The sequence below is a fragment of the Streptomyces sp. NPDC107517 genome, from assembly GCF_055582645.1.
On the sequence record NZ_JBVJPM010000042.1, the window covers coordinates 16628 to 35767 of the forward strand.

Below are 19140 nucleotides of genomic sequence, written 5' to 3' on the forward strand. Positions count from 1 at the left end.
AACCACCCAGCTCGTTCTCCCGGCCGAGCACCGTAATTGCATCCAAGGGTGCAGGGTTCCGGCCTCGCCGCCGCCCTCACCCGACTTCTTTCTCAAGTCCGCGTTGTACAGGGGAGTTTGCTCGGCGAAGGTGACTGGAGCCGCTGAAGTCTCAGCCGTTCACGCACCATTCCAGGAGCCACTGTGTCCGTCATCCCCGCAAGCCACGTCGACCTGCTCGAGCGCCCGCTGTTCGGGCACCTGGCGACCATCAGGCCCGACGGCACACCGCACGTGAACCCGGTCTGGTTCGAGTGGGACGGTGAGCGTCTGTGGTTCACCACGACCACCGACCGCTTCAAGTACCGCAACGTGTCGAAGGACCCGCACGTCTCCCTGTCCGTGAACGACCCCGACCAGCCCTACCGCTATCTGGAGGTGCGGGGTGTCGTCGACCGGCTGGAGCCCGACCCCTCGACCGCCGGCTACCTGCGCCTCGCCCACCGCTACGGCCTCGACCTCGATCGCCCGGTCGGCGGCGTGGACGACAACCGGGTTCTGCTCGGGCTCACCCCTCTTCATGCCACCTTCCAGTGAGTCGCGCCCGAGAGGCCACCAGCCCATGAGCAACACGCCCCGGACGGACCCGTGGACATCGTTCGTCACCGAGCTGAACGCCGGACTGCGACGCAGCGCCCCGCAGTTGCGCTCCCGCTCCCCAGCGCCGGGCCGAGCTGTTCGCACCCCGGCGAGCCCCGGCTTGGCCGGGGCCGACGGCGTCGTCGAGGTGAGCACTCAGGCGGCGTACGCGCCGCGCACCGAGGCGGGCATCGCCGTGAACGGGACCCGGTCGGTCAGTCGCCGATAGGCGTACGCGGCCGAGACCAGCGTCATGTGGTGGTGCCAGCCGGGGTAGGAGCGGCCCTCGAAGTCCAGCAGACCGTAGTGGGCCTGCATGTCCCGTACGGTTTCCCGAGCTCGGTCCACGGCGCTCGCGATGCGAAGAATCTCGCCGGGCCGGTGCCGGGTCAGATCTGTGACGAAGAACCGCGGGGTGCCGTGTCCGCCGACCGGATACTCGGTGATCAGCGCGCAGGGCCGCTGCAGGGACAGCAGGTTGTCCTGCGGCAGGCGCACCGCGCAGGTCCGAACGCGCGAGTGCCCCCGTCCGCCGGGGCCGGGCACGACGCCGGAGCCGAATCCCGGCAGGTCCTCGGCGCAGCGCAGGAGCCGGCCGGCGGTGGCCGGGGCGTCGGCTCCCGTCGAAGGGCGAAGCATGGTGGTGGCGGGGATTTGCGCGACGAACCCCGTGCCCAACGCGGCGAGTTGCGGAAACAGCGACAGGTCGCCCGGGACCTGCGTGAGGTCGACCGCGAGCGGCACGTCCTGACGGCCGCCGACGGCGGCCCGGGCGCGCACCAGGTCGACCACGCAGGCGCTCTCCGCTAGGGACGGCTCGTTCGCCGGGATGCGGGCTGCCGAGCGCCGGGCCTCGTCGGTCCGCCAGTGGCCGGGCAACACCAGGCGCCAGTCGACGGGGATGCAGGCGTCGGCCGAGCCCAGGAACAACCCGATGCCCAGCTGGCAGTTGACGGTGCGGTCGGCGCCCGGGACGAACCGCCGGTGGACACCCGCCGAGTGGTCGCCGCGCTTGGGGATGACCGCCGGCCCCAGACTCCAGGTGAGCGTGGGCCGGCGCTCCTCGATCCAGTCGCACAGCGCACGCCGCACCGGCTGCCAGCCCCAGGGGCTGACGTTGAGGAACTGCTGCAGGGCCTGGGAGGTGTGCGGGGACTCGGAGACGGCTGCGGCCATCCGGCGCAGCGACTTCTTGCCGGGCGTCACCAGAAGGCCCGTCACGTACTCACGTGAGCGGTTACGTTGATCCGCTCGCGGCAGATCGCCGAAGAGACGGTCCACGAACTCCGTCAGGAGTGCGTCGTCCCCCGGTACATGCCTGTGGTGGCGGATGTCGGCGATGTCGCGCACAGCCACTCCCCCTGACTCCTCTAGATCCGATCAGCTGCCATAAACATAGAGAGTACTCTCTATCTTAGTCCATGGGTCTGCCGGAACGCGGGCGACTTTGGCAGGTTCCCGATGCGCCAAGGCGGCTGCCAGCCCGGCAAGAAGTCGGCTGCGTCTTCGCCAAGTCAGTGTGGTCCGGACATGTCGTTACACAGGATGCTCAGCATGGACAGCTCGGACCGGCCCACGGCCGCGCCGGCAGGAGAGGAGAACGCCATGGCGGGTTACACCGGGCAGACAAGGGCGGCACTGACCCGCGCACGGGTCGTGCGCAACGCCGCGGCGGAGTTCGCGCTGCGCGGTTACGACGGCACGTCGCTCTCCCGTGTTTGCAAGGCAGCCGGGGTCACCATGGGGGCGCTCACCTTCCACTTCCCGAGCAAGGAGTCGTTGGCGCAAGGCGTATGCACCGCCGGGATCGAAGCGACGCAGGCCGTGGTCGACAAGGCGGACCGCCAGGACCAAAGCCCCCTGCAGACGGTGGGCGACATTGCCGGGGCACTCGCCGCCCTGCTCGACGACGAGGACATGGCGCGGGCGGCCGCTCGGCTGTCCCGTGAACGCCCCTCACTGCGCAGGGACTGGCGGGACAGTTGGCTGCCCCTCGTACGGGACCGGCTGCATCAGGCGGCGGCCCTCGACCAACTACGCCCCGGGACCCGCCCGGAGTCCGCCGCGCTCCTGCTGGGCAGCCTGCTGGCGGGCATCGAGGCCTGCCTGCTGCACCCTCTCGGCGCGACGGCGCTGCCCGGACTCACCGCGCGGGAGCACCTCACAGAGTTGTGGCAGACCGCCCTGCGCGGGATCGGCGCATCTCAGGACGGTCCTGCGAGCACAGCATGACCTTCCGCCGGCGCGCCGCCGGCCCGGTCCGCCTCCTCCTCGATCCGGGCCAGCGGCCCGGGCCCGGGGTCGAGGGCCAGCACCTGCCAGATCCGGTCGCTGCGATAGAAGTGGTCGCGAGCCAGTAGCTCCAACTGCCTCTCCCCGAAACGTCCTTGGGACTGGGCGAGGAGTGCGCAGCACTCCTCCCAGTCGGCGCTGCCCCGTGCGGGAGCCACCCGTCCCAGCGCGCTCAGCGCCGCCCGGAGCCGCCCGGTGCTGACCGGCTCCGGATGTGCGGCGTGATGCACCCCGCGCACGGCTTCCGGGACGATCGTGGCTGCCGCCACGAGCCGGCCCAGATCATTCACGTCCACCAGGGACTGCAGCCCGCTGCCGCCGAGCCACTCGGGCGGGACCCGCTCGGCCAACTCGCCCAGAGCCGCAACGACCCAGCGGTCCCCCGGCCCGACCACGAGGTTGGGGCGCAGCACCAGCGCGCCCGCGTCGAGGGCAGGCCCCTCGGCGGCGAGCCGGCTGCGGCTGGCCGCCGAGACCGGATCGGGCGCGACACCGTTGACCTCGATGCCGCGGTGCGGTCCGGCACCGTAGACGGCGGCGGTCGACAGGTGCACGATTCGTCCGACGCCGGCAGTCCGGGCCGCGGCCATGACCGCGGTGGCGCCTCCCAGGTTCACCGCGGCACACCGCTCGGCGTCCGGGCCCACGTAGGAGACCGCGTGGACCAGGGCATCGGCTCCCGCCAACTGGTCCGTGAGGGAAGCAGGGTCGGTGAGGTCGGCGCGGATGCGGTCCACCGCAGCCCCACCCGGCAGCGCGACATCGGTGCGGCGCACCAGAGCGCGGATGCGCACGGGCCTGCCGTCGGCGGTCACCGCCCCGGCCAGCCGACGCAACACGGCGGAGCCGATGAAGCCGCTGGCACCGGTCACGGCGACCGTCCACGGAATCATTCCGCTGCCTCCGACACCCGGCCCGTGAGTACAAGGTTGTCGATCACCTCGGGTGCGGCGACGGCCGGGAGGAAGTACGACCACAACTCCGCGATGCGTTCTGGCAGATCCGAGCGGCGTGCGCTGATCTGGGACAGGAGCTGCGTGCCGCTGTAAGACCCGACCAGGACGCGGGCGAACCCCTGGGGGTCCACACCGTCGCGCAGCTCACCGAGCGCCTGGGCCACGATGAGCTCTTCCTTGAAGTTGGTGATCCACAACTGGTAGGCGGCGTCATCCTGCAGGCCGAAAGCGCCCTGCTCGACGGCGAGTTGTACACCGGCGCGGAGCAGAACGTTGCGCTGAAGTTCCTGCGCGAGGGCAAGGGTGAGGTCGATCAGGTGCTGCAGGCCGCTCGACCCCTCCAACTCCGGCAAATCGGAAGCCTGATCAGCCATGACTGCCCGCGCGAGGTCGTCCTTGGAGTCAAAGTGGAAGTAAAGAGCTCCCATAGTCGAACCGGCTCGCTTGACGATCTTGGTGATGCTGGTTCCGGCGTATCCATGCAGGTCAAACTCTTCGGCGGCGGCCCTGACCAGAGCCGCCCTCGTCTTTACCGCACGCTCTTGCTGTGGGCGTGTCATCGGATCTCCCTCGACAAAGAAACAGAGCACTCTCTAGGTTATCCCTGCCGACTGCGGCACACGCAATCCCTCGACGCGACTCGAGGGTTCCTAGAGAGGTCGTGCCATGACTGTCACCACTGCCGAGGCCCTCCGCCCCGTTCCGCACGTCAACACCGTCATCCCCATGCCCTCGCTGCTGATGGCGATCCCGCGTCAGTACGTCCACAAGGCCGCCCAGGCCGAGGTGCTGCTCTGCGGCTGGCAGGAGAACGGCGAGAACGCTTTCGTCGCCCCCACCCAGTGGCCCCGGTCGCATAGTTTCTACACTCCGGCCCACGACCTGCACGACCCAATGCTGTTCGCCGAGAGTGTCCGCCAAGCGATACCGCTAGTCAGCCACGCGGGTTACGGCGCCCCGATGGACCACCGCCAGATCTGGGACTACTTCCGCTGCACGGTCTCCCCCGAGGAGCTGCACCGAGGACCGACGCCCGCCGACTGCGAGATGCAGCTGTCATGCGACGACGTGGTGCGCCGCGCCGGACGTCTCGGCGGCATGACTCTGCGGGCCACGATGATCCGGCACGGCCGGCGCATGGGCGTCGCAGAGACCCGCTTCGCCAACCAGGCGCCCGCCATCTACCGAAGACTGCGCGGCGCGCGCTGCGACGCTGCCCGTGCCATGGCACACGCGGTCCCGTTGCCCGCGCCCCTCGCACCCGACGAGGTCGGCCGGATCAACCCGCAGGACGTCGTGCTCGCCCCCAGCGGAACGGACCGGCACTGGCAGCTGCGCGTCGACCTCGCACACCCCGTCCTGTTCGACCACCCGGTCGACCACATCCCGGGGATGCTGCTTCTGGAGGCGGCCCGGCAGGCGGCCCACTCCACGCTGAGCCCTCGCCGCACCGTCATGACGAGCATCGACGCCAAATTCACGCGGTTCGTCGAATTCGACGAATCGTGCTGGATCGATGCCGAGCAGATCACCGCTTCCGCTCCCGGCCACGAGACCGTACGCGTCACCGCACGGCAAGGCGAGCACACGCCGTTCACCGCGACGGTGACCTCGCTCGTCGTCTCGCCCTGACACTCCGGCGCCGACCACGGCCCACCACCGCACAGCACCCCCGACGGCCGTCGGTTCCCTTTCGCACCCCGCGTACGCCTGCTGGTCTCCACCCTGCAGAACGACACGTTCGTCTTCTCCAGCGCCTGGTCACCCTCGAGCCCGTACCAAGTGGCTGAGCAACGCGGCTACCAGCGTGGTGACTACACCCCGGCGCACCAGCTGACACCGGTCATGTCGTGTAGGCACCCCGTAGCACCAATCTGTACTCGGCGATCTGACACGGGCGCGCCGGGTGCGGTGGCGCCGCGGGACATCTGCTGGACCAGCACGCGCCCCTGGGGGCGGAGCAGCCGGTGCAGGGCGGTGGCGAAGGCGGGGTACTCGTCGTCTCCGACGTGCTCGCCCATCTCGATGGTGGCGACGGCGTCGAAGGCGGAGCCGCTGATCTCCCGGTAGTCCTGGCAAACCACCTCTACCCGATGCTCCAGCCGTCGCTCGCATACCTGTTCCCGTACGTGTGCGGCCTGTTCGCGGGCCAGGGTGACGGCGGTGACCTGCACTTTGTATTTTTCAGCTGCGTACAGGGCGAGCGCGCCCCAGCCGCAGCCGATGTCGAGCAGGCGGGCGCCAGGGACGAGGCCGAGTTTCCGGCAGATCAGTTCCAGCTTGGCGTGCTGGGCGTCTTCGGGCGTGAACTCGTTGTCGTCCCTGGTCCAGTAGCCGCAGGAGTAGGCCATGGTGCTGTCGAGAAGAAGGCGGTAGAAGTCGTTGGACAGGTCGTAGTGGTGGCTGATCGCCGCGCGGTCCCGGGCCTTGCTGTGCAGGCCGCCGCAGCCGTGCCTGGGTCGCGGGCGCCGGCGGGCGCGGGCCGAGGGCGCCGAGCCGTATGAACTCGCCGGCCACGCGCGCCCGGAGGGCCGGCGAGAGTCTCGGGGCGTGCAGTTCCCGCTCCCGGGCTGCGGACCATATGGCATGAAATCCTTGGGCCAGATCGCCTTCTACGTCGAGTTCCCCGGTGACGTAGGCCTGGGCGAGGCCGAGTTCGCCGGTGTGCCAGAGCAGGCGGCGCAGTGCTCGTCGCGAGCGCACGATCACCACGGGGGCGTCGGCGGGGCCTGTCTCGCTGCCGTCCCAGGTGCGCAGTCGTACCGGCAGGGGACCGCCGAGCACGTCCTTGGCCAGGGCGGCGAGCCGCTGCGCGGCGCCGTCGCGGGCAGGGGGGCGGGCGGTGGTCATCGGGCGGGCATCTCCTTGGTGAGCAGGTATTGCTGGACGTCGAGGTATTCGGAGCGGAAACCGGCTTCGGAGTAGGCCAGGTAGAAGGTCCACAGACGGCGGAAGGTCTCGTCGAAACCGAGGGCGGCGACATCATTGCCGCGGTCCGTGAAGCGCTCCCGCCACAGGCGCAGTGTCTCGGCGTAGTGCGCGCCGAACCCGTCTCGTGCGGCCACCGTCAGTGCCGTGTGATCGCGGACTGTCTCCTCGATGGCTTGTGTGGAGGGGATCAGTCCGCCGGGGAAGATGTACTTCTGGATCCAGGTGTGAGTGTCACGGCTGGCGAGCATCCGCTCGTGCGGCATGGTGATGGCCTGCAGCGCCGCCCGGCCGCCCGGTGCCAGGCGCTGGTCCAGGGTGCGGAAGTAGACAGGCCAGAACTCGGCGCCGACGGCCTCGATCATCTCCACGCTGACGACCGCGTCGTACGTGCCGTGTGCTTCGCGGTAGTCGCAGAGTTCGATCGATACGCGGTCGGCGTACCCGGCCTTGTGTGCACGTTCCGTGGCCAGTTCGCGCTGTTCCTGGGACAAGGTGAGTGAGGTGACGTGTGCGCCGCGGGCGGCGGCCCGCAGGGCGAGTTCGCCCCAGCCCGTGCCGATCTCCAGCAGGCGGGTGCCCTCGTGGACGCCGGCCAGGTCGAGCAGGCGGTCGAATTTGCGCTGCTGGGCGGAGGCCAGCAGCGACCGGTCGGCGGGGAAGCCGCGGAAGACGGCGGCGGAGTAGGTGAGCGTGTCGTCCAGGAACAGCGCGAACAGGTCGTTGGACAGGTCGTAGTGGCGGCTGATGTTCGTGCGCGACCCTTGGGGGGTGTTGCGCTGGGCGTGGGGCTGGCGCTGCGCCCACAGGCTGCGCAGCCGTTGCAGCGGGGCGGGGCGCGAGGTTTGCTGTGTGGGTTGCGAGCACGGTGAGTACGGCGACCAGATCCGGGGCGTCCCATTCCCGTGCCATGTAGGACTCGCCGAACCCGATCAGGCCACGGGTGCCGATACGGTCGTGGAACGCCTTCGAGTCGTGCACCTCTATCAGCGGGCCGCCCACGCCGAGAGTGGCGCCATCGGCGAGCCGCAGGCTCAGGGGCAGTCGTCGCAGGGCGCGTTTCACAACGGACGCGGTGACGGCCCGCACCGGCCACGATGCGTTCGGTACGGCGGCCACACCGGGCCAGCGGTCGGCGTCGGCGGTGCGGTCGGCGTCGGCGCGGTGGGGGGAAGCGGGACGAGGTTCGGTTGTGGTCAAGACGCACTCTCCGGGGTTCGGCGGCCCGGGCGCGGCTGCACCGGCAGGCCCCGCAGAAACAGGCGGATGCCGTGGAAGCGGATGGCGACCGACACTCTGAGGGTCGACCAGGGATGGCGCAGGGCCAGGCGCAGCAGGGCGGGGGTGGTGGCCTCACGGCGTGTGCCGTGAACAGCGGCGGTGAAGGGCGGGCTGCCGGGCCGTTGGAGCTGTATGGACAGACGCAGGCGTTCGCCGGGGGGCGGAAGCCGCATCTCGTAGTGGCCGTCCAGCGGGTGGAACGGCGACACATAGAAGTCTTTGTCGACCCTGGCGGTGCCGGCCGCGTCGGGGTGCAGCAGGTAGGCGTGGCGCTCGCCGTAGGTGTTGTGGACTTCTGCCACCACACAGCGCAGGCCGCCGTCGGGGTCGTGACACCAGTACAGGCTCAGCGGGTTGAAGACATGTCCGAGGATCCGGGCGTGCGCGAGCATCAGCACCGGGCCGCCTTGCAGGTCGATGCCGTGCTCGTGCAGGAAGGCGTCGAGTGAGGCCCGGATCGACGGGGCGCGCCCGGTGAAGTGGTCGCGGGCGCAAAAGCGGGCGAGCGGTCTGAGCGGATGTGGGAGCACGGGCAGTTGGTCGAGGTCGACCAGCCACAGGTAGGTGCGGTGACGCAGGGCGTAGCGCTGGGGTGCCCGGCGTACGTGGGTGATCGTGCACGGGTAGAGGGCGGGCGGCCCGTGCTGTGATGGCTGCCGGTCGGACACGTCGGTCACCACCTCACCCCCAGGGCGGCGGCGGCCTCAACGCCTGAACGGCATCCGTCCTCGTGGAAACCCCAGCCGTGGTATGCGCCCGCGAATGCGGTCACGGAAGTGTTCAGTTCGTGCAGTCGGCGCTGGGCGGCGACCGACTCAGGCGTGAAAGACCGGGTGTTCGTAGATCATGCGAGCCAGTACTCGGGCGGGGTCGACGCGGTCCTGGCCGCCGAGGGTGACGACGTATGTCTGCGGGGCGTCGACCCGCTGCAGCCGGTTCATGTCGTAGCTCACCCGCACCCGGTCGGCGCCGGCCCGGCAGCCGGGCATCAGGTAGTTCCAGGAGGCCCGGGCCCTGCTCGCCCGCGGAAGCAGGGAGGTGTCGGTGTGCAGCAGGGTGGTGTTGCGGGAGTAGCGAAACGCGCCGAGGACCTCCTTCTCGTCCACAGTCGCGTCCCCCAGCAGTCGCACCGCCTGATCCGGGTGTGTGGCGACGACGACGTGGTCGTAGGAGGCGGTGGTCCCGTCGTCCGTGGTCACGTCCACGCTGTCCGTGTGCCGGAGCACGGACCGTACGGGGGTGCGGGCGCGTACCTCGTGCAGGCCGTCCGCGATCCGTTCGACGTACGTTCCCGAGCCGCCTGTCACGGTCCGCCATGCCGGGGACCCGCTCACCGAGAGCATGCCGTGGTGGGCGAGGAACCGGAACAGATAGGCCGCCGGATACCGCAGTGCCGTCTGCGCGTCACAGGACCACACGGCGGACACCACCGGCGTCATGAAGTGGGCCCGGAAGTACGGCGAGAAGCCCGCCTGATCGAGGAACTCGCCGAGCGTGCATGTGTCATCGGTCCCGCCCCGCTCCAGCAGGCGGCGGGCGGCCCGGTGGAAGCGCGGCACCTCGGCCAGCATGCGCAGGTACCGCCCACTCAGGGTATTGCGCGGCTGGGCGAGCAGTCCGCGCATGCCCCGGGCACCGGCGTATTCCAGACCGCAGCCCTCGCATCGCACCGACATGCTCATCTCCGACTCCTGCGTGACGACGCCGAGTTCACCGAAGAGGCGCAGCAGGTTCGGGTAGGTACGGCAGTTGTGCACGATGAAACCGGAGTCGACGCGGTGCACGCCGTGGTCGGGCGCCGTCAGGTCATGGGTGTGAGCGTGGCCGCCCAGCCGGTCGTCGGCCTCGTACAGGGTGACGTGATGGGCGCGGGCCAGGATGTGCGCGGCTGTCAGCCCCGCCACTCCGCTGCCGATGACAGCCGTGCGACGCCTGGCCTGCCGGCCGGGCGCCGGTTTTGGCGCTTTTCCGGCCCGCATCGCACCGGACGGCTTGTGCATGGCTCCTTTTCCCCTCTCCGAAGCTGTGATCAACGCGCCCGTGGGCCCGTCCGCGACCGGGCAGAGCCGGGCCGGCCCGCGGGTGAGCGCTCGCCGGTTCCGTCTGGATCCGGCGGGCGCTGCGGGACGTCACAGGCCCAGTGATTGACCGCGGTGAGAGTGCGGTCGACGGCGGCGCCTGCCACCGCGCTGACGGGAGCGAGCTGCGGACGCACGGCCGCCGCGAACAGTTCGGCCACAGCCAGCGCCGCGAAGCCGGTCAGCGCCCCACCCACCGCCCCCAGCGCACGACGCGGCCGACCTCGCTGACCCTTCTCTTCGTCCCTCACACAGGGAATCCGGAGCTACCGCCGCAGCGGATTGGTCACACCCCCGATGAAGTGAAAAAGGATCTCGCACCGATCCGCTCGCACTTCACCACGTGATGCCTACGTCGCCATGGCTGTGCCGTCGCCATTCCTGACGTCCGGGACAGGGTGCCCGGGAGTGCCTGAGCACGAGCCCAGGCACCCCCGGACAGACAGGCGCGTGACAGCACCTGCCGACCGGGCCCCCTGTGGAGCCAGTCATAGCCCTTGGACTGGGGCTCCCTACTTCCCGCGGCGTCGGCGCGCATGCGCCCCGGCACCCCGGCCGCCACCCGCCTGGAAAACATCGCCCGCTTCCTCGGCTTCGTCGCCGAAGGCCTCACCCGCGCCAGCAGGACAAGCCCGCGAAATCCTCTACACCAGACCGCAACCGGACGCGGAGCCGGACGCAGACGCGGAGACGGGTTCGGACGCGGAGCCGGACACGGGTTCGGAGCTGGGTTCGGTCGCGGACGCGGGTTCGGACCACGAATAGAGCGCGGCCCGAAGCACGTTGGCATGCGGCTACGCCGCCGCGTCGGCCCTCACGCCGACCAACGTCGTCCCGACACCGGTGCACAAGCACACGAAGCGGCCGGCGAGAATCCCTTCCTCCCGGTCGGGACACTGCGCGATGAAGCTCTGCAGCAAACCAGGGGCAGCACCGAGCCGCATACCGCGCCGCAACCGGAAGGCGGTTCCGTCCGCGACCGGCCCGAGCCGGTACGTCCACCCGGCCAGCGAACCGCCGCGCCGAGAGGCTCTCAGCAGACAACTCCCCACTCGAACGCGTGCAAGGCGCATCCATAAGGGGGCACAACCACCTCCCAGTCGGTGGCATCCTCGCCCAACGCGTGCAACAGGACGCGCGGCGGAGCATCCGGAGTGCCTGACATCTGACAAGCCAGCCGGACCTCGCCAACGTCGACCGAGCGTTGATCAGCCATGTCGGGAGGATATGCGGACGGGCCCTGCCGGAGATCGGCGTTCATCAGCAGCCGAACCCCATCCCCAGTCAGCAGCTCGGGTTCTCGGCCACACGGCTCTGGCCCCGATCTTCAATAGCCGGCAGCGCCGTCAGACGCCATGGGCCTGAGGGAACCCGCCGGGGGCGAGCGGCGAAGGAGAGATGAAAGCCCAAGTCTTCGAAGCATGTTTCCTTGGATGAGAGGAGCCCCGATGGCCGTCGAGCCAGGCGTCCGCACGGGGGCGGAGAGCGATGCCTCGGTGATTGCGCGGTCCCGGGATGAGCCCGAGGCATTCGCCGTGCTCTTCGACCGATACGCGGATGCGGTACATCGTTATCTGGCCCGCAGGCTCGGAGGTGAGCCGGCCGATGACCTCATGGCGGAGACCTTCACCACTGCCTTTCAGCAGCGACACCGGTACGACCCGTCGCGGGCCACGGGTGACGGCGCCCGGCCCTGGCTGTTCGGCATTGCGACCAACCTGGTCGGCCGACACCGGCGGGCCGAGGCCCGGCGCTTCAGAGCCATGGCCCGTATCCCGGCTCCTGCCGATCACGAGGAGCCGCTGGCCGACCGGGCCGCGGCCCGGGTGGGAGCACAGGCCGTACGCCAGGAGTTGGCGGGGGCATTGGCTGCATTGCCCGCGCGGCACCGGGACGTGCTGCTGCTGGTGGCGTGGGGCGGTCTTGGCTATGAGGAGGTTGCCCAGGCCCTCGGTGTCCCCATCGGCACGGTCAGATCACGGCTGCACCGGGCTCGCGGCAAGCTGCGCGAAGCGTTGAGCGGATCCGATCCGACGATACTGCGAGAGGTACCCGGCCATGACTGACGAACTCGAACTCCTGCGGGACTGGGACGCGGACACGGCCCCGCTGACAGAACCGGCCCGAGCGAGGGCCCGCCACCGACTGCTCCACACGATGGCGCACGCGGAGCGGCAGCCTGATGCTGCCCCCGGTCGCCGTCACGCGCTCCGCCTGGCGACAGCCGCAGTGGTCGCTGTGGCGGTTACGGGAACGGCGGTGCTGATGACCACGGACGGTGCCGACGAGGGTGATCGCCCCGACCGTGCCGGCCGTGTATCGGGCACGGCGACCCCGCGGATGGGCAACGTCGGCGCTGCGACAGTGCTGAACGGGGCGGCAGCGCGGGCAGGAAAGCAGGAGAAGCCCGTGGCGCCGCGCGACGACCAGTTCATCTACTCGAAGCGGGTCATCACGGAGACCGAGCGGAAGACCGGCGCGGTCAGGACCTACGAGGACGTGAACTGGGACTCGGTGGACGGCTCCAAGCGCTCCTTGACCATGGAGCTCGGCCGGGTGATCTGGGAAGAGCCCTTGAAGAAGGGCCAAGGCGTGTGGCCCCCTCGGGAGTGGAGCAAGCTGAAGAAGCTGCCGACCGACCCGGAGAAACTCATCCCGGGCATCATCGGCGTGGGAACGTCCAGCAAGCCGATGAGTGAGTTCACCGCAGACGACTGGTTCGACGCCTGCTTCATGCTCGGTGAGCTCCTGAAGTGGCCGGTGCTGCCGCAGGGGCTGCGTCCCGCCGCGTACGAAGCGCTGGCCCTGGTGCCCGGGGTCAAGGCGATTTCGGGGGTGAAGGACTCCGCCGGGCGCACTGGGGTGGGGATCTCCTGCCCCAAGAGTCCGTTCGGGCGGGACAAGTACCTCATCTTCGACCCGGAATCCTACGCATTCCTGGGCTTCCGCGACGAGCGGACGTCAGCGTCCGGCGACAAGACATACATCCAGTTGTCGCACGTGGTGGACTGGGCGATCGTCGACCGGTTGAAGGAGCGTCCCTGACGAGCTGTCCGTAACCGTTGGTCGGCGTGGGCGGGTCATGCCGACCAACGGTTAGCCGAGCAGCAGGTCGACGTCTCTCCCGATGCAGTGCTGCAGGATGACCATCTGCTGGCGGACGTCCTGGATGCGGCGTTGCCGGACCGGCTTGAGTTGCTGATCCTGCAGCTGCCCAGGACCTCTGGGGCTTTCCCCGTGATCGTGGACACCGGTTGTCATGCGGCGGCGCCGGCGTAGTTGATCGCTGCTCGTAGGCGATCGGGCTGATCTGGCCGAGGCGGGAGTGCCGTCGCGTGGTGTTGTGGGTCGCCCAGCCAAAGACCGCGAGGCGAGCTTCGCGGGCCCCGTTCCACCGCTTCCGTCCCTGGTGCGTCTCGCGCTGTATGGTCGGTTCAGGCTCTCCGCGGCGGCGTTGTCCGCGCTCGTGCCCAGCGCGCCGCGTGACCTGGTCACGCCGAGCTCCGCGCAGACCAGGACGAACTCCTTCGACACGTCATGCGTCCCGTTGTCGCTGTGGAGAATCGCCCCGCGCAGACCGTCGGCGCCACGGGCCTCTACGCCGGACCATCCCTGCGGGCGCGGGCGCGGGGGCGACGCTCTGGTGGTATTGCTTCACCACCGCGGTCTGGGGCCATCCCCGCGGGCGCAGCAAGCACCGGCACTGGCGCGACGCGACCTGGCCGCCGGCCACTGCGGGGCCATCCCCCAAGGCGCGGAGGTTGGCCTTCGCGGTGACCCGCTCCTGGGCGAAGCGACGTGCGAGTCGGGGGCCGATATAGCCTCGGCGCAGGCCCGTTCCGCAGCCGGTTGCGGCCGGCGAACCGTGCGCAGGAGAGAAAAGGAAGTCGATGGCTGTGAAGGAAGGCCAGCGGGTGAAGCTGGCAGCCGACACCAGGCTGACCGATTCGGTTGAGGTGTCAGGGGTCGTCGTGGGCTTCCTGTCCCTGGCGGCGGGCACCGGCGGGACCGTCGAGCGGGTGACCGACCAGCAGGACAAAAGCGAAGACGTGCGCGAGTACGAGCGGCTCACCTCACTGCTCGACGCTTTCGGACCCGCCATGCCCCCGCAGAGCCGCAGACAACTCGAAGAAACCGTAGCCTCTTTGGAACCTGCATGGACCGCCTACCAGGAACAGGCACCCCACGTGAGCGTACGGGTCCGCTTCGACAACGGATTCATCCTCGACGGAGCCGACCAGAACGCCTTCATCCCCGCCTGACCTACGCCAGGACGCAGTCATCGTGATCCGGGCCGCGGCCGTCACCGGTGCGCTTGCACTGAGGAGCGGTCCAGACGCATAGACGGGCGGGCATCGGCCAGTTGCTGACCCGGCGGGGTGCGCACCAGCGGTGAGGAACGAGCAGTTCCTCGTCCTCGTCATCCCAGCGTGCCGCAGCCCGGGCGTCCGGTCCGCTGCGTCGACGACCTCGCCGGCCGGCCGGACGCGGTCCTCGCCAGGACGGGTTCCACGGGCCCCGCCGCGGCCTTGGTGCTGAACCCAGTGCCGTCCATGGACGCGGGCGGGTACGCCGAAGGGCGGCGCACACCGACATGGTGTCGGGGTACGCCGCCCAGGGGTGGGACGGGTTGAGGGAGATGGCCCGCATACTCATCCAGGTCACTTCGGGTCGCTGTTGAACTTCGCCTTCGACCAGGAGTAGCCGACGACGCTCAGGCCGAGACACCAGGCCATGGCGATCCACCCGTTGCTGCCGATCTCGCTGCCCAGGAGGAGGCCGCGCAGGGTTTCGATGGCGGGGGTGAAGGGCTGGTACTCGGCGATGGGCTGGAACCAGCCGGGCATGGTGTCGACGGGGATGAAAGCGCTGGACAGGAGAGGGAGCAGGATCAGGGGCATGGCGTTGTTGCTGGCGGCTTCGGCGTTGGGACTGATCAGGCCCATGCCGACCGCGATCCAGGTGAGCGCCGTGGCGAACAGGACGAGCAGGCCGAACGCCGCGAGCCACTCCAGGACGGTGGCGTTGGTGGAGCGGAAGCCGATGGCCACGCCGACGGCGCCGACCAGGATGACACTGGCGATCGACTGCAGCACGCTGCCGATCACATGCCCGATGAGGACGCTGCCGCGGTGGATGGCCATGGTGCGAAAGCGGGCGATGATCCCCTCGGTCATGTCGTTGGAGACGGAGACCGCCGTGCCGATCGTGGTGGACCCGATGGTCATCAGCAGCAGGCCCGGGACGATGTAGGCGATGTATACGGAGCGGCCGGCGCCCCCGCCGCCGATACCCGCGCTCATCACGTCGCCGAAGATGTAGACGAAGAGCAGGAGCAGCATGATCGGCGTGAGCAGCAGGTTCAGGGTCAGTGACGGGTAGCGCCGGGCGTGCAGGAGGTTGCGGCGCAGCATCGTGGTCGAGTCGCGTACGGCGAGGGGCAGGGAGCTCATCGGACGGCCTCCTTGGGCTGGGTGGGCTGGGTGGGCTGGGTGGGCTGGTTGGGCTGGTTGGGCTGGTTGGGCTGGTTGGGGATGCGGGCGCTGCCGGTCAGGGCGAAGAACACGTCGTCGAGATCGGGGGTGTGCACGGTCAGTTCGTCGGCCTCGATGCCGGCCGAGTCGAGGCGGTCGAGGATGGAGCGCAGTTCGCGCTGGCTGCCGTCGCTGGGGATCTGCAGTGCCAGTGCTTCGTCGTCGCGGGCGGCGTCGTGCAGGGCGGTGGCGGCCTGCTGGTAGGCGGCCGGGTCGGTGAACCGGAGCCGTACATGTCCGCCGGGGATGAGCCGCTTGAGTTCGTCGGCGGTGCCCTCCGCGGCGATCTTGCCGTCGTTCAGTACGGCGATACGGTCCGCCAACTCGTCGGCCTCTTCGAGATACTGGGTGGTGAGGAAGACGGTGACGCCGTCGGTGACGAGTGCGCGGATGATGCCCCACATGGTGTGGCGGGCGCGGGGGTCGAGTCCGGTGGTCGGCTCGTCGAGGAAGATGATCCGGGGGTTGCCGACCAGCGTCATGGCGATGTCGAGGCGGCGCTTCATGCCGCCGGAGTAGGTGGAGGCGGGCCTCGATGCGGCGTCGGTCAGGTCGAACCGCTCCAGGAGTTCGGCGGCGACCCGCCGCCCCTCACGCTTGGACAGGTGGTGCAGGTCCGCCATGAGGAGCATGTTCTCCTCGCCGGTGATCAGTGCGTCGACGGCGGAGAACTGCCCGGTGACACCGATCGCGGCGCGTACCGCGTGCGCCTGGGTGGCGAGGTCGTGTCCGCCGACGCGCAGTTCACCGGCGTCGGCACCGATGAGCGTGGAGAGGATCTTGACGGCGGTGGTCTTGCCGGCGCCGTTGGGGCCGAGCAGGGCGAAGACGGTTCCTTCGGGGACGGCGAGGTCGATGCCGTCCAGGACGGTCTTGTCGCCGTACGACTTGCGCAGCCCGTTCGCCGCGATGGCCAAGCTGGTCATGAGAAGTGCTCCTTCTTCAGGGCTGCGTGAGGGGGGGGTCAGTTGCTGCGGGCGGTGATGTCGCCGTGCTTGGTGGTGGCGCGGATGTCGAGGGTCGTGGTGCCGTCGTTCTTCAGGCTGTTCGTGACGCGGCCGTGAGAGGTGCCCGCGTCCAGGGCTGCGGAGACGCCGGCCGCGGCGGTGACGGTGATGTCGCCGGACTGGGTGGTCAGCGTGAGCTGGCCGCCGGTGGCCTCGGCGACGGTGATGTCACCACGGGCCGTGCTGATGTCACCGCCCCCGGTGAGCCGTCCGACCTCGACGTCGCCGTCGGTCACGCTCAGACGCAGGCCCGTGGCCTCGTCGACCTTGACGTGCTGGTAGGCGCCGTCGAAGACGAGGTCACCGAGGCGGCCCACGGCGCGCAGTTCGGCGGCCTGTGCCTTCGCCTCGATGCGGGAGCCGGCGGGCAGTTGCACGGTCACCTCGATGGAGCCCGACGGGCCGAAGTGCTGCTCGCCCGCGGGGTTGACGACCCGCAGCACACCCTTGTCGTAGGCGATGGTGGTCCGCTCGGCGGCCTTCACATCCCGGCTCTTCGAAGCGTTGGCGGGCCGGACCTCGACGGTGACGTCGCTCCGGTCGGCGGCGATCAGCTGGACCCGGCCGGCGGGGATGTCCAGGTGGGCGGTGACGGGGGCGGTGGTGGCGAACTTCTGCATCACTGTGCTCCTTGATCGGGTGCCGTCTCCGGCCCTCGGTTTCTCTTTCTGGCGAGGGAAACGCTACGTAGCGTTCAAGGAACACGCAATGAGCTTGTTGCGCCAAAACCCAATAACCGCAGGCCAGTACACCTATTTCGTTGCAACAATTCTGCCCTCTAACGCAACGGCAGTCAGCCGAACGTTGCATTGGAATGAGAGTGAACGCTAAGGTCGGCGACACCACGGATCACGGACACGAAGGAGATCGCGATGCCGGGAGGCAGGCTCAGCCAGCACGAACGCCAGGAGATCGCCCTGGGCCTTGCCGACGGCCTCGCCTACGCGGAGATCGCCAGGCGGCTCGAGCGCCCCACCTCGACCGTCACCCGTGAGGTCATGCGCAACGGGGGCCCGACCGCCTACCACGCCGAGAAGGCCCACCGCGCCACCGAACGCCGCGCCCACCGGCGCAAGCAGCCCGCCACCCGGGGACAGGAAGCGCCCGCACTCCCCCACGGCCGCGACCCCGAAGCGGTGCGCGCGTACGAAGAACTGTTCACCACCGTCATGATCCAGTCAGGCCTGCCCAAAATGATGTCGCGGGTGATGGCAAGCCTGCTCACCACCGACTCCGGCAGCCTGACCGCCGCCGAACTCGTCCAGCGCCTCCAGGTCAGCCCGGCGACCGTCTCCAAATCGATCGCCTTCCTGGAAAGCCAGACCCTCGTACGCAGAGAACGCGACGAACGCCGCCGCGAGCGCTACGTCATCGACGACGACCTCTGGTACCAGTCCATGCTCGCCAGCTCCAAAGCCCTCATCCAACAAGTCGACGTCGCACGCCAAGGCATCACCGTCCTCGGCCCCGGCACCCCCGCCGCCACCCGCCTCGAAAACATCGCCCGCTTCCTCGACTACGTCGCCGAAAGCCTCACCCGCGCCGCCCAACAAGCCCGCGAAATCCTCTACACAAAACCACAACCAGACACCGACACAGACCCAGACCCAGACACGGAGCCGGATGCGGACACGCAGCCGGACACAGACACGCAGCCGGATGCGGAGCCGGACACGGAGCCGGACGCGGACACGGACACGGAGGCGGGTTCGGACCACGAATAGAGCACGACCCGAAACAAGCCGGCATACGCCAACGCCACCACACCGGCCTCCACACCAGCCAACGCCACCTCAACACCTGTGCACCAAGGGCTACTACCTCACCGCGACGGCATGAAGTGGTTCCGGAAGGCCTACACCACCGACCCCTCCCAGCGCGCCGAGCACTACGCTTCGCCACTGCGGGCGAGCCTCGATCAGCCGAAGGCACTGCCGACCACCCTGGTCAACACCGATAACGGCGAAGCATTTGTCAAGAGTTGTGGATTGCCTGACGGGTGCGTGAGCCGGTCATCCCTCGTCGAGACAGAGACAGAAGGGGTGCCCGGCGGGGTCGAGGAGCACTCGGACATTCTCCTGCGACTGGTCCTCGGCCATCGTGGCGCCCAGGGCGACCGCCTCGGCGACCGCCTCGGCGACCGCCGAGTCCAGATCGCCGACCTGGAAGTCGAAGTGCATCATCGGGCGCTGTTCGCCATCGACCGGTGGCCAGACCGGAGCCCGGTAACCTTCGGCCCGCTGGAATACGAAGAATGGCCCTTGTGGTGAGGCGGCGACGATGGCGGTGCCGGGTTCCTCGTGTCCGATGTGCCAGCCGAGGAGTTCGGCGTAGAACCTCGCCAAGCCACTGGGGTCCGGCGCCTCGATCGCCGTGCCCCACCACATACCATCAGTTCGAGATTTCATCCCGGCAGCCTGCCTCACGATCCCCCGCTTGTCGCGCC

At 69.3% G+C, this 19140-nt stretch carries 16 protein-coding genes and 5 pseudogenes; 9 read left to right on the forward strand and 12 right to left on the reverse strand.

Features of this window, described 5'->3' with window-relative positions; all coding sequences use genetic code 11:
* The first annotated feature begins 183 nt into the window (after positions 1 to 183).
* Positions 184 to 576: a PPOX class F420-dependent oxidoreductase gene (locus tag ACZ67T_RS42205; RefSeq protein WP_469991867.1), complete on the forward strand. Its 393-nt coding sequence runs from the start codon at positions 184 to 186 to the stop codon at positions 574 to 576.
* A gap of 198 nt (positions 577 to 774) precedes the next feature.
* Here the strand turns inward: ACZ67T_RS42205 and ACZ67T_RS42210 are convergent, their stop codons facing one another.
* The gene (locus ACZ67T_RS42210) at positions 775 to 1974 is read right to left on the reverse strand and encodes an IS701 family transposase (protein WP_469991869.1); all 1200 of its coding nucleotides are present in this window, start codon (positions 1972 to 1974) and stop codon (positions 775 to 777) included.
* Between the two features lie 198 nt (positions 1975 to 2172).
* On the opposite strand from ACZ67T_RS42210, the gene ACZ67T_RS42215 reads away from it, so the two are divergent.
* Positions 2173 to 2850 (forward strand): TetR family transcriptional regulator, encoded by a 678-nt coding sequence (locus ACZ67T_RS42215; RefSeq protein WP_469991870.1) that lies wholly within the window; start codon positions 2173 to 2175, stop codon positions 2848 to 2850.
* On the opposite strand, the gene ACZ67T_RS42220 is transcribed toward ACZ67T_RS42215, so the two are convergent.
* Positions 2823 to 3782: an NAD-dependent epimerase/dehydratase family protein gene (locus ACZ67T_RS42220; RefSeq protein ID WP_469991872.1), complete on the reverse strand. Its 960-nt coding sequence runs from the start codon at positions 3780 to 3782 to the stop codon at positions 2823 to 2825. The two genes, ACZ67T_RS42215 and ACZ67T_RS42220, sit on opposite strands and share 28 nt — an antisense overlap.
* A 17-nt stretch (positions 3783 to 3799) precedes the next feature.
* Positions 3800 to 4426: a ScbR family autoregulator-binding transcription factor gene (locus ACZ67T_RS42225; protein WP_382611902.1), complete on the reverse strand. Its 627-nt coding sequence runs from the start codon at positions 4424 to 4426 to the stop codon at positions 3800 to 3802.
* A 106-nt stretch (positions 4427 to 4532) separates the two neighbouring features.
* On the opposite strand from ACZ67T_RS42225, the gene ACZ67T_RS42230 reads away from it, so the two are divergent.
* Positions 4533 to 5498: a ScbA/BarX family gamma-butyrolactone biosynthesis protein gene (locus ACZ67T_RS42230; protein ID WP_469991874.1), complete on the forward strand. Its 966-nt coding sequence runs from the start codon at positions 4533 to 4535 to the stop codon at positions 5496 to 5498.
* A 269-nt stretch (positions 5499 to 5767) separates the two neighbouring features.
* On the opposite strand, the pseudogene ACZ67T_RS42235 reads toward ACZ67T_RS42230, so the two are convergent.
* The 4 genes and pseudogenes from ACZ67T_RS42235 to ACZ67T_RS42250 form a co-directional block, all read right to left on the reverse strand.
* Positions 5768 to 6716 (reverse strand): annotated as a pseudogene (locus tag ACZ67T_RS42235) (SAM-dependent methyltransferase); the annotation flags it as partial.
* A pseudogene (locus ACZ67T_RS42240) lies at positions 6713 to 7994 on the reverse strand (class I SAM-dependent methyltransferase). The pseudogenes ACZ67T_RS42240 and ACZ67T_RS42235, both read right to left, overlap by 4 nt.
* On the reverse strand, positions 7991 to 8752 hold the full coding sequence (locus tag ACZ67T_RS42245; protein WP_469991876.1) for a DUF1365 domain-containing protein: 762 nt from the start codon (positions 8750 to 8752) through the stop codon (positions 7991 to 7993). The pseudogene ACZ67T_RS42240 and the gene ACZ67T_RS42245 overlap by 4 nt, the downstream one beginning before the upstream one ends.
* Positions 8749 to 10054, reverse strand: a pseudogene (locus ACZ67T_RS42250) (NAD(P)/FAD-dependent oxidoreductase). The gene ACZ67T_RS42245 and the pseudogene ACZ67T_RS42250 overlap by 4 nt, the downstream one beginning before the upstream one ends.
* 641 nt (positions 10055 to 10695) lie before the next feature.
* On the opposite strand from ACZ67T_RS42250, the pseudogene ACZ67T_RS42255 reads away from it, so the two are divergent.
* The 4 genes and pseudogenes from ACZ67T_RS42255 to ACZ67T_RS42270 all read left to right on the forward strand — a co-directional run.
* Positions 10696 to 10918 (forward strand): annotated as a pseudogene (locus ACZ67T_RS42255) (MarR family transcriptional regulator); the annotation flags it as partial.
* A gap of 683 nt (positions 10919 to 11601) precedes the next feature.
* Positions 11602 to 12219, forward strand: coding sequence for an RNA polymerase sigma factor (locus ACZ67T_RS42260; protein ID WP_469991878.1), 618 nt, complete (start codon positions 11602 to 11604; stop codon positions 12217 to 12219).
* Complete coding sequence (locus ACZ67T_RS42265; RefSeq protein ID WP_469991879.1) at positions 12212 to 13198, forward strand: CU044_5270 family protein; 987 nt, start codon at positions 12212 to 12214, stop codon at positions 13196 to 13198. Before ACZ67T_RS42260 ends, ACZ67T_RS42265 begins: the two co-directional genes overlap by 8 nt.
* 87 nt (positions 13199 to 13285) lie before the next feature.
* Positions 13286 to 13432 (forward strand): hypothetical protein, encoded by a 147-nt coding sequence (locus ACZ67T_RS42270; RefSeq protein WP_469991881.1) that lies wholly within the window; start codon positions 13286 to 13288, stop codon positions 13430 to 13432.
* On the opposite strand, the pseudogene ACZ67T_RS42275 reads toward ACZ67T_RS42270, so the two are convergent.
* Positions 13422 to 13744: pseudogene (locus ACZ67T_RS42275) on the reverse strand (integrase core domain-containing protein); the annotation flags it as partial. The gene ACZ67T_RS42270 and the pseudogene ACZ67T_RS42275 sit on opposite strands and share 11 nt — an antisense overlap.
* Before the next feature lie 299 nt (positions 13745 to 14043).
* On the opposite strand from ACZ67T_RS42275, the gene ACZ67T_RS42280 reads away from it, so the two are divergent.
* The gene (locus tag ACZ67T_RS42280; protein WP_469991883.1) at positions 14044 to 14415 is read left to right on the forward strand and encodes a hypothetical protein; all 372 of its coding nucleotides are present in this window, start codon (positions 14044 to 14046) and stop codon (positions 14413 to 14415) included.
* A 399-nt stretch (positions 14416 to 14814) separates the two neighbouring features.
* On the opposite strand, the gene ACZ67T_RS42285 is transcribed toward ACZ67T_RS42280, so the two are convergent.
* From ACZ67T_RS42285 to ACZ67T_RS42295, 3 genes are read right to left on the reverse strand one after another with little or no spacing between them, the layout of a single operon-like run.
* A complete protein-coding gene (locus ACZ67T_RS42285; RefSeq protein WP_469991884.1) occupies positions 14815 to 15606 on the reverse strand; it encodes an ABC transporter permease in 792 nt (263 codons plus the stop codon).
* Positions 15603 to 16613 carry an ATP-binding cassette domain-containing protein gene (locus ACZ67T_RS42290; RefSeq protein ID WP_469991886.1) on the reverse strand — a complete coding sequence of 337 codons (1011 nt, stop codon included), beginning with the start codon at positions 16611 to 16613 and terminating at the stop codon, positions 15603 to 15605. The genes ACZ67T_RS42285 and ACZ67T_RS42290 overlap by 4 nt, the downstream gene beginning before the upstream one ends.
* Before the next feature lie 38 nt (positions 16614 to 16651).
* Entirely contained in the window at positions 16652 to 17314 is a 663-nt protein-coding gene (locus ACZ67T_RS42295; RefSeq protein WP_469991888.1) for a DUF4097 family beta strand repeat-containing protein, read from the reverse strand.
* Between the two features lie 252 nt (positions 17315 to 17566).
* Here ACZ67T_RS42295 and ACZ67T_RS42300 point away from each other — a divergent pair, with 252 nt between their 5' ends.
* Positions 17567 to 18418 carry a helix-turn-helix domain-containing protein gene (locus ACZ67T_RS42300; protein WP_469991890.1) on the forward strand — a complete coding sequence of 284 codons (852 nt, stop codon included), beginning with the start codon at positions 17567 to 17569 and terminating at the stop codon, positions 18416 to 18418.
* 288 nt (positions 18419 to 18706) lie between these two features.
* On the opposite strand, the gene ACZ67T_RS42305 is transcribed toward ACZ67T_RS42300, so the two are convergent.
* A partial coding sequence (locus tag ACZ67T_RS42305) for a VOC family protein (RefSeq protein ID WP_469991892.1) occupies positions 18707 to 19140 on the reverse strand: 434 nt, incomplete at its 5' end.

Bases quoted from the DNA above. Each gene is read 5' to 3' on its own strand.
- ACZ67T_RS42215 (WP_469991870.1), top strand. From the start codon at position 2,173: ATGGACAGCTCGGACCGGCCCACGGCCGCGCCGGCAGGAGAGGAGAAC.
- ACZ67T_RS42225 (WP_382611902.1), bottom strand. From the start codon at position 4,426: ATGACACGCCCACAGCAAGAGCGTGCGGTAAAGACGAGGGCGGCTCTG.
- ACZ67T_RS42230 (WP_469991874.1), top strand. From the start codon at position 4,533: ATGACTGTCACCACTGCCGAGGCCCTCCGCCCCGTTCCGCACGTCAAC.
- ACZ67T_RS42260 (WP_469991878.1), top strand. From the start codon at position 11,602: ATGGCCGTCGAGCCAGGCGTCCGCACGGGGGCGGAGAGCGATGCCTCG.
- ACZ67T_RS42265 (WP_469991879.1), top strand. From the start codon at position 12,212: ATGACTGACGAACTCGAACTCCTGCGGGACTGGGACGCGGACACGGCC.
- ACZ67T_RS42280 (WP_469991883.1), top strand. From the start codon at position 14,044: ATGGCTGTGAAGGAAGGCCAGCGGGTGAAGCTGGCAGCCGACACCAGG.
- ACZ67T_RS42285 (WP_469991884.1), bottom strand. From the start codon at position 15,606: ATGAGCTCCCTGCCCCTCGCCGTACGCGACTCGACCACGATGCTGCGC.
- ACZ67T_RS42290 (WP_469991886.1), bottom strand. From the start codon at position 16,613: ATGACCAGCTTGGCCATCGCGGCGAACGGGCTGCGCAAGTCGTACGGC.
- ACZ67T_RS42295 (WP_469991888.1), bottom strand. From the start codon at position 17,314: ATGCAGAAGTTCGCCACCACCGCCCCCGTCACCGCCCACCTGGACATC.
- ACZ67T_RS42300 (WP_469991890.1), top strand. From the start codon at position 17,567: ATGCCGGGAGGCAGGCTCAGCCAGCACGAACGCCAGGAGATCGCCCTG.